Source organism: Emticicia sp. GW821-FHT11C11 (assembly GCF_058808615.1).
In genome coordinates, this window is sequence record NZ_JBXARV010000001.1 from 818288 (window position 1) to 831371 (window position 13084).

The following is a 13084-nucleotide window of genomic DNA, read 5'->3' on the forward strand; positions in this document are numbered from 1 at the left end:
AAGGGGGCACCTTTCAAAACGTAAGATATTTCTATTATATGGCATCTTTCAAGATTACAGGAGGTAAAAAACTACAGGGGGAAATTATACCGCAGGGAGCGAAAAATGAAGCATTGCAGATTGTATGTGCAGTACTGATGACTAAAGAACCTGTGACTATCCATAATATTCCGGATATCAGAGATGTAAACAAACTGATGGAGTTGTTGAAAGATATGGGTGTGCGCCTTGAGAAGATAGGCGAGGGTTCGTATCGTTTTCAGGCAGATAACGTGAATTTTGAATATTTCGAAACCGCCGAATATAAAGAGAAAGCCTCTGCGTTACGTGGGTCTATCATGCTTCTCGGGCCGATGTTGGCTCGTTTCGGCAAAGGAAAGGCGCCTCGTCCGGGTGGCGATAAAATAGGTCGCAGACCACTGGATACACACTTTACGGGTTTTCAGAAATTAGGAGCAGAATTTATTTATGACCCAAACGATGCGTTTTATACCGTTGAAGGCTCAAAAATGAAAGGCGCTTATGTGTGGATGGATGAGATTTCAGTAACCGGCACAGCCAATGTACTAATGGCCGCTGTAATGACCGAAGGCACCACCACCATTTACAATGCCGCCTGTGAGCCTTATCTGCAGCAGCTAAGCAAGATGCTCAACAGCATGGGAGCGAAGATAAGCGGTGTGGGGTCTAACTTACTAACCGTTGAAGGTGTAAAAGAATTACACGGCTGCGAGCATACCATGCTGCCTGATATGATTGAAATTGGTAGCTTTATTGGTCTGGCAGCCATGACCCAATCGGAAATAACGATTAAGAACTGCCGGATACCGGAATTAGGAATTATACCTGATGTGTTCAGGAAACTGGGGATTCAGATGGAGTTCAGAGGCGATGATATTCATATTCCGGCACAGACGAATTACCAGATCAGTTCGCTGATTGACGGTTCTATTCTAACCATTTATGATGCACCGTGGCCTGGCTTTACGCCCGACCTGATTTCTATTATACTGGTAACAGCCATACAGGCAAAAGGAACGGTACTGATACACCAGAAGATGTTTGAGAGCCGCCTGTTCTTTGTAGATAAACTGATTGACATGGGAGCACAGATAATTCTCTGTGACCCGCACCGTGCCAATGTGATTGGTCTGAACCGTGACTATAAACTGAGAGGTATCCGTATGTCATCGCCGGATATACGTGCCGGTGTATCGTTACTGATTGCAGCGATGTCTGCCGAGGGAACAAGTATCATTGATAATATTGAGCAGATAGACCGCGGGTATCAGAATATAGACGGCCGCCTGAATGCGATAGGAGCAGAGATAGTGAGGATATAAGAATTTAGTGATTGAGCGATTGTGTGAATGAGTGATTGGTTTAATTGTGAATTATGAATTAGTGAATAGTCGTGATTCATGGTGTCTTAGTGTACATAGTGGCAATAGTAATAAAAATAATCACTAAATCACTCATTCACTAAACCACTCATTTTTTTTTACTTCAAACTTTGAATTATAAATCATAACTCATACCTTTGCAGTCCCAATTCGATTAATACCGTAGTACATGCCCAGATGGCGGAATCGGTAGACGCGTTGGTCTCAAACACCAATGCCTGCAAGGGCATGCCGGTTCGACTCCGGCTCTGGGTACAAAACCGGATTGATTTCTTTTATTAGATTTCAATCCGGTTTTTTTATGTCATAAAGTTCTACTAATCTGATAGATAAACAAAGTGGCCTGATTGACTTTTCCGGAGCAAAACTGCTTCTTACGGTCCTTGACACTGACTTGCATGAAGCAAAATCCCGGGTACTTCTATTTCCGAAAAATTCACTGCCCGGAATTTTTCAAAGGAGCAGGTGCTGAGACAGGTGGCAGGCTGTTATATTTATAGGTGTATAAAAGTGTAAGGATGTCTTTAAATCTCATCTCTTTATTTTTGATCCTTGCCGTTGCTTCTACATTATCAGCCATAATGACCGGCATGATTTCCTGAAAATTGTTGTCATCAAGGAGAGTAAGCTGCTGATCATCCGGTCCGAAATAGTAATCGAACTGCAATACTCTGGAACTTGGGCTTATCCTGCCATCGGGCCACCTGATGGCTTTGCTCATAACAAAAGTGATGCTTCTATAAAGTTTTATGGAGTTTCGGTAAACGAGTACTTCTATTATGGGTTTACGGTTAAATAACGGATTTTTTGACACCATAAAACTGTCAATATCGCCAAAGTTATTCCGGTTAATTACAAATCCGGTTACTCCCCGGGTAGGAATTTTAATTTCATTTGACTGCACGTCGGCCTTAAAATAAATGATACTTTCCAAGGCCTTTGTATCCTGGTCAGGTGCTATCCATGTCAGCAACCCCGTATATTTTGTGCCTTTTGTATCATAATAAGCACCGGCTGCCCAATTTGTATTTGAGAATTGAGCGACGGCGATCTTCGTGCAGCTAAAAAGAATAATGAAAATGGATACGCGGCGCATATTAATTGCAAATCAAAAATATTTAATAATAAACACTTAATCATCCTGCTGGCATGCAATAGTTGTTGCTGTGATTAAATTCACTGATGCAATTTAATCCTATTATATAAAGAACCAATGGTGTGACTCGTCCTAAATATAATCCTCCTCAACTTTGGACTTTTTTTGTAAGTGGTTACTGAAAGGCTTGTCCCACCTTTGCAGTGAACAAAAAATAGTACAAAATGAAAAAATCAATTTTAATTACTGGGGCATCTACAGGAATGGGTTTAGCTGACACTATTCTTTTCGCCCAAAACGGTTATCAGGTTTTTGCTACTTATCGCAATGATAAAGACAAGGGCAAATTGAGTGAGCTTAAAAATGTACAGCCTGTCAAAATGGATGTTACCAATGGCGACGACATTCAACAAGCGTTTCTGCAAATTTCAAACATCGTTGGCGACAATGGTTTGTATGCCATTATCAACAATGCCGGCATTATGTACACAGCCCCATTTGAATACGTCGACGAAAAACGGGCAAGACAGGTGATGGAAGTCAATTTAATGGCTCCATTCAAAATCACGCAGACTTTTATTCCACTGCTCAAAAAGCATAATGCAAGCAAAGCCATCAAAGCCAGGGTTATCAATATTGCTTCGTGGGCCGGGTATATCGGGCAACCGTTTATTCCGTTTTACAATGCCTCAAAAGCTGCTTTGATAGGGCTGTCAGAATCTATGTATTATGATTTGGGTTTGTTAGATATTCACGTAGTGCTGGCCTCTCCGGGTGTTACCAGAACGCCAATGCTCGGCAAAGCGACAGAAGATGGAGATGATAATTTACAGGCGCTTCCGAAAGCGGGTTTTGATTTCTACAAACCCTACTTAGACCATCGTAAAGCAATGGGCGAGGGCTCAGGGAATTCTAAGCTTTTACCGACGGCCGATGTTCTTGCTAAAAAGTTATACAAAATAGTGGAAGCAAGAAAACCACAACACAAATACAATTTGGCCATGGATGCTGCTTTTATGGACAAAATAATGACGAAAATCATTCCGTTAAGCTGGCGTTTTTCACTGAATAAAAGTATGTATAAGCTGAATATGAAGAATCCTGCAAAAGCCTTGTCCGAAAAGACATCCAATCAATCGGAAGACAAAAAATCTTTTGCTGTATCATAAGCCTGAACATCAAAAATATGATAAAGACCATAACAGCCATACTGATTCTGATTAGTTCTATGGCATCCATTTATTATTCGTTTGGTGGGGTAATAAAACCCGAAACTGCCCTGGTATATAATAAAGCAAACATTTCTCGTTCAGGCATACAATTACTATCGTTATTTTTGGGAATAGGCGGCTTGCTTTTGTTGTTTCCACCGACTTTCAAAGTTGGTGGAACAATGTTGATAATTCATTCGCTGATTACTATCGTTTGCTTTATTGTAATTAAAGATTGGCACGGCGGATTTTTTGAATTTATATTTCTGCAGATACCGGTTTTTATAGTTTGGTCGGGTTATCCCGCATCGGTTCTTGAAAAAATCAGAAACTTGTTTACTTAAAAGCGGAATCAGTAGACGCGTTGGTCTCAAACATCAATGGCTTCACGGGTATAGTGGCTCGACTCCGGCTGTGGGTATTAGGCCGTAATTATTTCATAAGTGATTACGAGTTTTTATGCCCTCTCGGAGTCGCTTGTGTGCACATCTTAACTTAACAAATAGACTTTTGTTATCATAAGTTTTCAGCAAAGCTAAAAGCCCCAAACCTTACACACACTAAGGTTAGACACTTTTGAGGGAAGTATACCAAAAATCGATCTTTATAATTTTATTAATCAGGCTATGTTATATTAAAGCTGTAAATTTTGTTATCTGACAAGATGGCGGAAAAGCGATGAAGTTTTGTCAGAAACATATATTGGCACGGTCTTTAGGAATAACTTAAATAGTTTTTAGAATTACTTAAGATTTTTCAAATGCACAATCTACCATTACATCCTTTTACTGATAAAATTCTCAAGTATTTAGACAAAGCTTCTCCTAATTATTCGAAAGAGCTTACTGAAGCAATTGAATATTCAGGACTTAATAGTATTATTATATACGATAATGCCCGAGTAAAAATTCATGATATAGCAGAAATTACAACAGATAGTCAAATTACTATTTATGAGAATTATATAGCATTTGTATGGTGTGTAAGTTTTTTAGTAGTTTCTCTATTTAATAACAGAAGGGAGAGGATAGACTTTAAAACTGATTCAAATTTGTATGACGCCATTGCATTATTAAATTATGGATATTCCTTAAAGGAAAATTGGACGGAATGGCCAACTGATTTACCAAATCCGACAATGACAGAGAATAGATGTATTGATGAGGCTAATGCTATGACAGTATTTGCGATGAACTACATAATAGCACATGAAATTGGTCATCATTATCTTGGACATGATTTAAGTGGCTCAGAAGTAGGTGAAAAAGCAAAGGAGGAAGAGTTTTCCGCTGACAAGTATGCTTTTGATGTTTTAATTGGAGGACATGAAAAAGAGAATGATTTAAAAAATCATTCTCTTAATATGGGTATAATAATTGGCTTGGGTTCTATTTTATTGATTGAAAGTTCATGGAGAGGTGATGATACCCATCCAGATAGTGATGAAAGATTCTATAAAATATTACAAAATATAGAAGATAAAAATGGTAGTGACGATGCGTATTGGGAAATGGGGCTACTTATTTTAAATTTATGGAATAAGCAATATAGAAAAACTAATGAATTGTTCTATACGGAAAAAAAAACAGTTAAAGAAGATTATCTCAAATACACGAAATATTTAAAAGGAATGCAAAGTGACTCTGAGGCATAAACCCTACCTCCCTGCCTTCGCAACCAACCCATCTATCACCTCCCTAAAATACCTGCCATTGTATGGCCCGAACCAGTTCATTTCCTGGGTTTCGGCTTTGTGTTCGTTGTAATACTCATCGGGGGTGATATAGCCTACGTATCCACCGTTAAATGAAGTAATAATCAAATTTTTGCCCATTTTCTGAGCTGTCAAATCAGACTGGCTGTACATCATTCCTGAATAATCGCATGGAGTGCCTATCCATATCATATCACCGATGCGTAAGGCATTGATGCCTACTTGTTGTTCTCCCATCAGCCAATTGAATACCCATGGACGGATACGGATATGTTTCGTTAGTCGCAGCTGAGGGTCGCGCAATGCCAAGGGGAAATAAACAGTTCGTATCAAAGAGGTGGTATCTGTTTTTAGTGAGCTACTGCCGGCTTTGATCAGGTTGGCAAGATTAGAAGCAATCAGTTCAGCTTTCTGGTAGGAATCAGCACCATTATCCGCCGGACTCATGCTGCCTACTGCTCCTGCGAAAAAAGCAGCAAAATTGCATACACCAGATTTTTCCAGACTGGTAACCAACATGCCCGGGTAGTCGGCACTTATCCGGTTGTCATCCTTCGGAATATCAGTAGGGTGGGCGGCATAAGTGAGTATTAAAGCCGATTCCTTATTGGCTTTTTCTATTTTCATGATACGCAGCCAGGGGTCTTCCGCTGCTGTTTCTCCAAACAAGCGGTTGGTTACATAATCTCCGGCGTTGATTTTTTGGAAGCCAATTTTACAGTCAGCAGCAGTGGACTCGGCCTTTTTAACACTTCTGACAATGGCATCAGCAATGGTTTTAATCATCTGCTCATTCTTTGGTCCGGCCATTGCCCTGCCTCCTGGTCCGCCTGCCCAGCCGCCTGCACTGCTATGTGTATGTGTGGCGCCAAAATAAATATTCTCCCGGCCGAAACCAAGCTTACCTAGCGCCGGAATAACCTGTGCCACCACCAACGGAGGTGCAATCAGCAAATCCATGGTAATCATGGCTATCTTTTGTTTGCCGTTATCTAAAATGATTGAGCGTACATAAATACTATCGTGCACCGCCGACGCCGGATTTTCGCGAAGGCCGTATCCGGCAATATAGATTTCAGCGTTTGTCGTGATATTTTCTTTGCTCCACCCGCCTTTCAGTGCGGTTCCGTGTCCACTACTGATTTTTAGTGTTTTAAGCTTATTTTTGGTTGTTGCATAATAGTCGGTTTCCTCAAGGGGGCGGTTATCATTCAAGGTGAACAGGCTTACAACCAATACTGCCAATACAACAATAAACCAGGTGAGGATTTTAATGAGTTTTTTCAATTCAAGAGTGCTTTTTCGTTAATATGGCTTATAAGTAAGTGACGAAAGTTTGGTTTCTTGGTAATTGCTCTAAATTGTTAAAATAAGCTTGTAAATCGCTTAAAATATTTTTATCCACTTCATTTGGTACAGAAAAAGGATTATTATTTAGTCTTGCTTCTTTTAGCTTAGGAAATTGAATAATTCTTCTTACTTGGTCTAAATTTTGGATTTGATTGTCGCTTAGGTCTAATTTCTGTAAAGAAACCAATGAATCTAAGCATGATAATTCTTGGATTTGATTATCACCAAGATTTAATTCCAGTAAAGTTGTTAAAGTCTCCAAGCCGTTTAACTTTTGAATTTTATTATGGTAAAGATACAAAGATCGTAAAGCCGTTAATGAATCTAGACCTGATATTTTATGAATTTGATTGTTGCTAAGGCTTAATTTTTCTAAAGCAGGCAATGAATCTAAACCCGATATTTCTTTGATTTGATTCCCCCCGAGAAACAATGTCTTTAAAGAGGTGAGTGAGCCTAAACCTGATATTTCTTTGATTTGATTTCCGCTTAGGTCTAGTGACTGTAAAGTAGTTAAAGAGTCTATACCTGTTATTCTTTGAAGTTGGTTGTCTTCTAGATTTAATGATTGTAATGAGTTCAAGAAGTCTAAACCAGCTAAACTTTGAATTTGATTGTCACGAAGGTCTAATTCTTGCAATGCTGTTAACAAACCCAAGCCTAATGTCTCTTTGATTTGATTACGGCTAAGGAATAGTGTCTGCAAAGTGATCAGTGAGTTTAAGCCCGAAATTTCTTTAATTTGATTAGACCAAAGGTTTAGTGACTTTAAAGCGTATAATGAGTCTAAACCTGATATTTCTTTGATTTGATTAAAGCTAAGGTCTATTGCATGTAAAGAAGTAAGCCTATCTAAGCCTGATAGTTTTTGGATTTGATTTTCCCGAAGGTCTAATGATTGTAAAGCTGCTAATGAGTCTAAACCTGATATTTCTTTGATTTGATTATAATTAAGTTCTAGTGATTCTAAAGAGACTAGCGAATCTAACCCTGATAATCCTTGAATTTGATTGAAGTTAAGGCGGAATGTTTTTAAAGCCGATAATGATTCTAATCCTGACAGATGATAGATTTTATTTCCGCTAAGGTCTAATGATTTTAAGGAAGCTAATGATTCTAAACCTGATATTTCTTCAATATTATTGCCTTTAAGGTCTAATAATTGTAAGTTAGTTAATGATTCTAAGCCTGATATTTTATGAATTTGACACCTACTAAGGTATAAAGTCTGCAAGCTAACTAATGACTCTAAACCTGATATTCCCTGAATTGGATTCAGACCAATGACTAATGACTCTAAGTTAGTTAATGAGCCTAAACCTGATATTTTATTGATTCTATTCGAGACAAGATATAATATCTGTAAGTTAACCAAAGCATCTAGACCAGATAATTCTTGGATTTGGTTAAAGCTAGCCTGTAAAGTTCGTAACGCTGCTAATGATTTTAAGCCTGATAGTTTTTGGATTTGATTTCCTGTAATGTCTAATGATTTTAAAGCAGTTAATGACTCCAGACCTGAAATTTCTTTGATTTGGTTGTAACTAATATCTAATGATTCTAAATGCACCAAAGAATCTAAGCCTGATATTCTTTCTATTTCGTTAGAATTGAGATATAATGTCTTTAATGCTGTCAATGATTCTAATCCTGAAAGCTCTTTAATTTGATTGTCGCCAAGGTTTAAATCCTGTAAAGTCGTTAATGAAACTAAGCCTGATAATTCTTGAATCTGATTACAGCAAAGGTTTAAAGATTCTAATTGGTAAAGATGTTTTAGAACAATTAATTCCTTGCCCTGAAATATATTTTCCTCACCTGTATTTTCGGAACCGATCCATTTATTCTCTTCATCATCAAAATATCGGTTACCCAAAATCAAACTTTTCAACCAATTACATTCAAATAACTCTTTAGGTAATTTATATTCGAGTCCGCAATTTCCTAAATCTAAGTATGGGTTTTGGGTTCTTTTGTTTTCTTCTATTAGTCGTAAAGCAAATTCAGACATAGCAAAGGTTTTAAAATGTTTAGGTATGGAGTCTGTTTCTCAAAAATAGAAATTTAATCTCGCATATTGAATGTAGTAGTGATTAGTATATTTATAGTATCCTGAATAGTAGCTTGATTACTAACAGACCAAAGCTAACCAAACCAGTTTCAGCAACCACTAAAAACTACACTTTCACATCTTTACTTGGCTTGCCAAAACATTTTCCGTATTTTTCCATCAAAATCACCTTTATTCAACATCCTGAAATAAAACATGAAAAAACTCTTTTCTTTCTCTTTAATCTTTTTGTTCGCTTTGATTGGTGCATTATCCGCTCTGGCACAGAAAGTACACATTACTGATACTGACCCAAGTATCAAACCGGGCGACGATTTCTTTATGTATGTCAACGGCAAATGGTACAATTCCGTTGAGATTCCATCTACTCAATCGGGTGTAGGGTCTTATTCATTCCTCAATTTCCCGCAGCGTGTCCGGATGCAGGGCATTCTCGACAGTGTTTCTGCAGCGAAAAATCCCGCAGGAAGTATTGAACAGAAAGTAGGTGATTTTTACGCCTCGGGGATGGACGTCGCCACTATCAATAAAAGAGGTTATGAACCCGTAAAGCCTATTCTGAAACGCATTAATGGTATAAAGGATGTGGCTTCGCTGATGAAATTTGTAACCGACCAGCAAAAGTTTAATAACTATTCTATTATTGGGTTCCGTGTAGGGCCTGATATCAAAAATAGCGCTATTAACATTGTCAATTTAACACAAACCGGTATAGGATTACCCGAAAGAGATTATTATTTCAGAACCGATTCTTCAACCATTGCTATTCAGAAGGCCTATACAACGTACCTTACTACTTTGTTTAAACTATCGGGTACTGAGGCATCGGCTGCTACCAGAATGGCAACTGCTGTGTATGGTATTGAGAAAGAACTTGCGGCATCGCACAAAACCAATATTGAGCGCAGAAATGTACAGGCCAATTATAACAAACTGGCGGTAGCAAACATCGCTCTGAAACAACCTAATATAGGTTGGGTGACCTATTTTGACGGACTAGGAATAAAGATAGATTCACTAAATATGCAGCAACCTGCATATTATGACCGTTTGAATACACTACTGATCTCTGTTTCAATAGAAGACTGGAAAGCGTACCTAAAAGCCAGAACATTGACGGCTTATGCCGATTTCCTGAGTAAAGATTTCGCTACGGCGTCTTTTGAGTATTCTAAGAAATTGTCAGGACAGGCTACACAAAAACCACGTGGCGAAGAGATTACAGAGACCATAGACCGATCGCTTGGGCATGGACTGGCACAATTGTATGTAAAGAAGTATTTCCCTGAAGAAGCCAAGAAACGGATGCGGGTGTTGGTAGATAACCTGAAAACGGCTTTTGAAAACCGCATTACCCAACTAGACTGGATGAGCGATTCCACCAAAGCCAAGGCCAAAGAAAAGCTGTATGCATTCAGTGAGAAAATCGGTTATCCGGATAAATGGAGAGACTACTCTGCCGTGAAAATCAATCGGGGTACGTATTTTGAAAACCGTCTGGCTACCAGTCAGAACGATTTTAATTATTCGATAGCAAAAGTAGGTAAGCCGGTTGACCGCACTGAATGGGGCACTACTCCGCCAACAGTTACGGCCTACAACAACCCGCCACTGAACGAAATTGTGTTTCCGGCAGGAATTCTACAACCGCCTTATTTTGATTTGAATGCCGATGATGCGCTTAATTATGGTGGAATCGGCATGGTGATTGGCCATGAGATTACCCACTCATTCGATGACCAGGGCGCTCAATTCGACAAAGTTGGCAATGTGAAAAACTGGTGGAAGGCAGATGATTTCAAAAAGTTTAAAGCCAGAACCCAGCAGGTAATAGACCAGTATAACCAATATACTGTATTGGATTCGGTACATGTAAAAGGTGCCCTGACAGTAGGCGAAAACACCGCAGACATTGCCGGTATAGCCATTGCCTTTGATGCCTTTAAACTGACCCAGCAATACAAGAGTGGTGAAAAAATAGATGGATTCACTCCCGAGCAGCGATTCTTTATTTCTATTGCCAGAATATGGCGGGTAAAAACCAAAGATGCCTACATGAGAACATACGTGAATACCAACCCACATTCGCCTGCCAAATGGCGTGTGAACGGACCCTTGATGAACTTTACACCTTTTTATAAAGCATTTAATGTGCAACCCGGTGATAAAATGTACAAACCTGAAAGCGAACGGATTACAGTTTGGTAGGGTATAGAAAGAAGTATTTAAAGACTGTAATTGCTTTTGAGTGGTTACGGTCTTTTTATTGTTGTCCTTTTAAATACAGGAATTTGAAATCCACTTAGCTATGTAATATCAACCACGTAAAATTATTAAAGAATGGTTTTTACCAGTTGTTTAATGGCACTTCTGATATAGAAAAACTGATATAATTCTAGTGTAGAAAATAAATTGAACAGATAACCGACCAATGCAGTCAATGGAGTAAGCCTTATTTTATTTGCTTTCAGGAGAAGCAAAAGTATGAATGGCGTAATTAATGCCAGGTATCTTCCTTGAAAATAGGGAATTTTCAAAAGGATTACACACCACAAGCAGACAAATACTGCCAGAGGAGCAGAGGTTTTAAAAACTTTTCTGCAACAAACATATAAGAAAAACGCTGACGTAATCGAAAAGGCATCTACCACCAGTCCGCGTGTATAACGTATTAGTGCCACTACAGAGGGTATATTCGAATAGGCGAAAAGAATTACAGCCGCAATAATAATGATTATAAATACTGACAGTATCAGTTTTTTCTTCAATTGAGCGATGATGAACTCTTTGATGTAATAAGCATAAAATACAATGCTGATGAGTGTCAGATAAAAAAGTATATTCATGAAATCAGCATAGGCAATGCTGAGCGAGTTGTATTTGATCGATGAGCTCTTGGGGGCAATTCCGCCCCAGATCCAATAAATATAAGCTGGTAAAGAGCACATACTTAAAATGAGTATTACCTTATTACGGAAATTACTCTTATTCGTCAATAAAGAATAAACAGGAAATATCAATAGCAAAATAAATGTTTGTTTTCCTGCAATCGCCAGGGCTCCTATAAGGCCCGTTAGCAGATACCAATACCACTTTGTATTTGTACGCTCAATTTTATCGAACAGTGTATAAAAGGCAAAACCCAGAAAAAATATAGGGAATTCTCCCATCACCCGAGCGGTCATGTCAAACATGTATGGGCTTAAAATAAGTGCAAAACCTAATAGTTTATCGGAGCCACTGTCTTCAGTTTTATAACTTTTACTGAATAATAATGCTGTGAGAAATACCCAGAAAAGATTGGTGATTCTCATCTTGACAATATCTCCGTCTGTAATATTTAATATAAGAATATGAAACCACGTAGATACTATCCCTGCCGTACCCTGATAGTTTCTGATAAATTCTACAGAAAACGGCGGATAATTCGAATATAGATTCTTATAATAGATATACTCATCAAGTATGAATTTGTTAGGAGATAGTAAAATAATAAGTGCTAAGGATATCCAGGCAAGTATTACTATACACAGAACAACGTTACTTTTTTGTATCACGGTAAAACTGAATTAATGATTTTGATACATTTACAATACTCTTCCATTTTACACCGCTGGCAACTCCGAATTGCCGGGGATAGTGAGTTACAGGAACTTCTTTAATAGTATAATTTAATCGCAGAGATTTAATTATAATTTCAGCATCATAAAACCCACTATGAGATTGTAAAGGCAGAATATCCTTAAATATTTCTCTTCTGTAGATTTTCAGAGCCGAATTAGTGTCTTTCATTTTTACACCGAAAACCTGCTTCAACAGTTGATTATACACTTTTGATATAATCAATCGTTTTAAACCATCTGCCCTTATGTTCCTTTTCCCTGAAACAATATCAAATTCTTCTCTATATTGATATAGTTCTACTAAGTCGTTCAGATCGAACTGCCCATCGCCATCTGTGTAGGCTACGCTGACATATTTGGCAAGTTCTACACCTCTTTGAAAAGTATATCCAACCCCTTTATTGACAGGGTTTCTCTCATAAACCAGATTTTTATATTTCTCTTTATACGCTCCTACAAGTTGTGGTGTATTATCTGGGCTGCAATCATCAACCACTATCAATTCAAAACGATCAAAGTTCGATTCTAGAACAGAATACGCGCCCGGGATTAAATTAATCAGTGAATCTGCGTCGTTGTACGCCAGTATAATCAATGAAATTTCGCTCATCTGCAT

The 13084-nt window shown here is 38.3% G+C and carries 10 protein-coding genes and 1 tRNA gene; 6 read left to right on the forward strand and 5 right to left on the reverse strand.

What is annotated here, in order from left to right; all coding sequences use genetic code 11:
• The first annotated feature begins 38 nt into the window (after positions 1-38).
• Both murA and AC1RRY_RS03455 read left to right on the forward strand, forming a co-directional pair.
• Positions 39-1343 (forward strand): UDP-N-acetylglucosamine 1-carboxyvinyltransferase, encoded by a 1305-nt coding sequence (murA, locus tag AC1RRY_RS03450; protein WP_492818015.1) that lies wholly within the window; start codon positions 39-41, stop codon positions 1341-1343.
• A gap of 231 nt (positions 1344-1574) precedes the next feature.
• Positions 1575-1658: transfer RNA gene (locus AC1RRY_RS03455), tRNA-Leu, on the forward strand.
• 181 nt (positions 1659-1839) lie between these two features.
• On the opposite strand, the gene AC1RRY_RS03460 is transcribed toward AC1RRY_RS03455, so the two are convergent.
• Positions 1840-2499 carry a hypothetical protein gene (locus tag AC1RRY_RS03460; RefSeq protein WP_492818014.1) on the reverse strand — a complete coding sequence of 220 codons (660 nt, stop codon included), beginning with the start codon at positions 2497-2499 and terminating at the stop codon, positions 1840-1842.
• A 224-nt stretch (positions 2500-2723) separates the two neighbouring features.
• Between AC1RRY_RS03460 and AC1RRY_RS03465 the strand changes: the two genes are divergently transcribed.
• The 3 genes from AC1RRY_RS03465 (at position 2724) to AC1RRY_RS03475 (ending at position 5364) form a co-directional block, all read left to right on the forward strand.
• Positions 2724-3668 carry an SDR family NAD(P)-dependent oxidoreductase gene (locus AC1RRY_RS03465; RefSeq protein WP_492818013.1) on the forward strand — a complete coding sequence of 315 codons (945 nt, stop codon included), beginning with the start codon at positions 2724-2726 and terminating at the stop codon, positions 3666-3668.
• A 17-nt stretch (positions 3669-3685) separates the two neighbouring features.
• The gene (locus tag AC1RRY_RS03470; RefSeq protein ID WP_492818012.1) at positions 3686-4054 is read left to right on the forward strand and encodes a hypothetical protein; all 369 of its coding nucleotides are present in this window, start codon (positions 3686-3688) and stop codon (positions 4052-4054) included.
• A 416-nt stretch (positions 4055-4470) separates the two neighbouring features.
• On the forward strand, positions 4471-5364 hold the full coding sequence (locus AC1RRY_RS03475) for a phage exclusion protein Lit family protein (protein ID WP_492818011.1): 894 nt from the start codon (positions 4471-4473) through the stop codon (positions 5362-5364).
• Positions 5365-5367: 3 nt separating this feature from the next.
• Here AC1RRY_RS03475 and AC1RRY_RS03480 read toward each other — a convergent pair whose 3' ends face one another.
• Together AC1RRY_RS03480 and AC1RRY_RS03485 are read right to left on the reverse strand one after the other, a co-directional pair.
• The gene (locus AC1RRY_RS03480) at positions 5368-6711 is read right to left on the reverse strand and encodes a neutral/alkaline non-lysosomal ceramidase N-terminal domain-containing protein (RefSeq protein ID WP_492818010.1); all 1344 of its coding nucleotides are present in this window, start codon (positions 6709-6711) and stop codon (positions 5368-5370) included.
• Positions 6712-6739: 28 nt separating this feature from the next.
• The gene (locus tag AC1RRY_RS03485; RefSeq protein ID WP_492818009.1) at positions 6740-8785 is read right to left on the reverse strand and encodes a leucine-rich repeat protein; all 2046 of its coding nucleotides are present in this window, start codon (positions 8783-8785) and stop codon (positions 6740-6742) included.
• A 255-nt stretch (positions 8786-9040) separates the two neighbouring features.
• On the opposite strand from AC1RRY_RS03485, the gene AC1RRY_RS03490 reads away from it, so the two are divergent.
• Entirely contained in the window at positions 9041-11053 is a 2013-nt protein-coding gene (locus AC1RRY_RS03490) for a M13 family metallopeptidase (RefSeq protein WP_492818008.1), read from the forward strand.
• Positions 11054-11178: 125 nt separating this feature from the next.
• Here the strand turns inward: AC1RRY_RS03490 and AC1RRY_RS03495 are convergent, their stop codons facing one another.
• Together AC1RRY_RS03495 and AC1RRY_RS03500 are read right to left on the reverse strand one after the other, a co-directional pair.
• Positions 11179-12402, reverse strand: coding sequence for a hypothetical protein (locus tag AC1RRY_RS03495; RefSeq protein ID WP_492818007.1), 1224 nt, complete (start codon positions 12400-12402; stop codon positions 11179-11181).
• The gene (locus AC1RRY_RS03500; protein WP_492818006.1) at positions 12386-13078 is read right to left on the reverse strand and encodes a glycosyltransferase family 2 protein; all 693 of its coding nucleotides are present in this window, start codon (positions 13076-13078) and stop codon (positions 12386-12388) included. The genes AC1RRY_RS03495 and AC1RRY_RS03500 overlap by 17 nt, the downstream gene beginning before the upstream one ends.
• Positions 13079-13084 lie beyond the last annotated feature (6 nt).

Excerpts from the sequence above, each read along its gene's own strand:
- AC1RRY_RS03460 (WP_492818014.1), bottom strand. The coding sequence starts at position 2,499 with ATGCGCCGCGTATCCATTTTCATTATTCTTTTTAGCTGCACGAAGATC.
- AC1RRY_RS03470 (WP_492818012.1), top strand. The coding sequence starts at position 3,686 with ATGATAAAGACCATAACAGCCATACTGATTCTGATTAGTTCTATGGCA.
- AC1RRY_RS03490 (WP_492818008.1), top strand. The coding sequence starts at position 9,041 with ATGAAAAAACTCTTTTCTTTCTCTTTAATCTTTTTGTTCGCTTTGATT.
- AC1RRY_RS03475 (WP_492818011.1), top strand. The coding sequence starts at position 4,471 with ATGCACAATCTACCATTACATCCTTTTACTGATAAAATTCTCAAGTAT.
- AC1RRY_RS03465 (WP_492818013.1), top strand. The coding sequence starts at position 2,724 with ATGAAAAAATCAATTTTAATTACTGGGGCATCTACAGGAATGGGTTTA.
- AC1RRY_RS03485 (WP_492818009.1), bottom strand. The coding sequence starts at position 8,785 with ATGTCTGAATTTGCTTTACGACTAATAGAAGAAAACAAAAGAACCCAA.
- murA (WP_492818015.1), top strand. The coding sequence starts at position 39 with ATGGCATCTTTCAAGATTACAGGAGGTAAAAAACTACAGGGGGAAATT.
- AC1RRY_RS03500 (WP_492818006.1), bottom strand. The coding sequence starts at position 13,078 with ATGAGCGAAATTTCATTGATTATACTGGCGTACAACGACGCAGATTCA.